This is a genomic window from Micromonospora sp. ALFpr18c, assembly GCF_008868155.1.
Lineage (GTDB): Bacteria > Actinomycetota > Actinomycetes > Mycobacteriales > Micromonosporaceae > Micromonospora.
Window position 1 is genome coordinate 1 of sequence record NZ_WBKR01000373.1, and the last position, 1,783, is coordinate 1,783.

General features: G+C 59.8%; 1 protein-coding gene and 1 pseudogene. Both read left to right on the forward strand.

The genetic code is table 11. The features are described 5' to 3' along the window. The first annotated feature begins 1,317 nt into the window (after positions 1-1,317). The gene (locus tag F8271_RS31155) at positions 1,318-1,512 is read left to right on the forward strand and encodes a hypothetical protein (RefSeq protein WP_151493355.1); all 195 of its coding nucleotides are present in this window, start codon (positions 1,318-1,320) and stop codon (positions 1,510-1,512) included. A 121-nt stretch (positions 1,513-1,633) separates the two neighbouring features. Further along, positions 1,634-1,783, forward strand: a pseudogene (locus tag F8271_RS34345) (recombinase family protein); the annotation flags it as partial.

A 1,783-nucleotide genomic window follows, 5' to 3' on the forward strand; every position in this document is an offset into this window, starting at 1 on the left:
TGGCACCGACCGAAACCCACCGACCACGACACCCACTGGCGCAACTGGCGACGCCGCCACCAAGCCCGAGCACGCTGGTTCCACCAACGCACCCGACTCAACCGAGACTATGCCCTGGCCAACTAGCAAATGGCGGCTGCCGTACTAGCAAATGGCGGCTGCCGTACTAGAGATGCGGCTCAATCGTCCCTTGAGTTCGACTCAACGATTTGAACCGTTTAGACTGAAGGAAATGCTTCGTCACCAACTCGTCGATTTACGATATTCCGCACTCCTGACGCGAATTAGCCGAAAGCCGCATCCGGATACGCGTCAATCCACCAATTGCTGGCCGCTAACGTTGACGGCGTGCCTGCGGGTTTTGATGTGACTGCGGGCGCGGATACCTGTCTTGTGCGCCCGGGAGGCGATCAGTACCTGCATATGGGCTACTAGACGTCGCGGCGGCGGCACGTTGCATAGCAACCCTGCGATATACCTGACAAGCTCGACGGAGAGACGGATCGTAAGTTGGAGACGGGCGGTCAGGATCCCCTTGGTTCAATTGCCCTGAATCCATGTTGTACATGTCAAACAGATTGTTGTCAATAACCAAATTGGCCCACGACGCGAAGTGCATATCCGCATTTGCCTGGTTTCCACTCAAATAAGACTTTCGCCCAGCCTGCATATAGGAATCTGCGTATTGGTGGGGAGTCCAATTGGACTGTTCAATATCCACTTCACGCCTCCAATCTCGGCATCTTTCATGTTGAAATTGACGCTAGCCGCATCCCGATGGCCTACGTACTCTTCAAATCGACTCTCGCGAAGCCAGCCATCTCTTTCATCGAATCGCTAGACTTGATCGATTGAACTGATATTCCAGTCGCATTTTCCTATGTCGGGCGGATACCCATCACACTCGCGATAGCGCTGGAATGAACATTGGTGAAACAAACTTCCGCGAGAATTGTCTTCCTTCCGTGAGTCCATCCTGTTGATAGAACGGATAGCTGGGCGGCGTGGTTCACCAGAATTACAGGACCCGGCAACCCGCCCGGCCGCCGAGACCGACCGGCCTCGTGGACCTGGTCAAACGCGATTTCACCGCGACGCGCCCGAATAAGCTGTGGGTCGCCGACCTGACGCACCACCTCGGCCCCGCGCTTGGGTAGATGTCCCAGCCCGCCAAATATTTGATCTTGGCATGCCACGGTGCGCCGCAGGGTGACGGCGGAGGAGGGCGTCGTGCTGGCCCCACGCTTGCGTAGCTGTCCCAGCACCGCAAATATTAATCTTGATAGCCGGTCTCGGCGTTCGGTGCCGTGTGGCGAGGTGCTGGACCGGCGATGGTCAGCGCCAAGCACGCCGCGCGTCCAACCGCTGCGCCCCGCCGGGCAGGCCGCCGACGATGGCCGGGCGCTGACCCGCGCGATGGATGTACTCGAACACTGCGGCGTTGGTCAGTGGGGTGAGCACCTGCCACGCACCGCCGACGCGGCGCTGCAGCGCAACATCGGCGATCTCTGATGCGGATGACCGACTGACAGTGTCATGTCAAGGTTCGAGGTCTCCTGGATGAAGGGCGGCGGAAGCAGGTACAGCATGCGCGCGGCAGTGTCCGTGGTGTTGGGGTAGACCCCAACACCACATTCGGCCGCACCAGGTCAACCGCGTCAGGGTCAGCGCCGTCGAGCAGAACACCGTGCGCCAGCTCGACGGCGTGGACGTCGACCGGGTCTTCACCGACCGGGCCTCGGGCAAGGACACCGCCCGGCCGAAGCTCGACGAGCTGATCGCG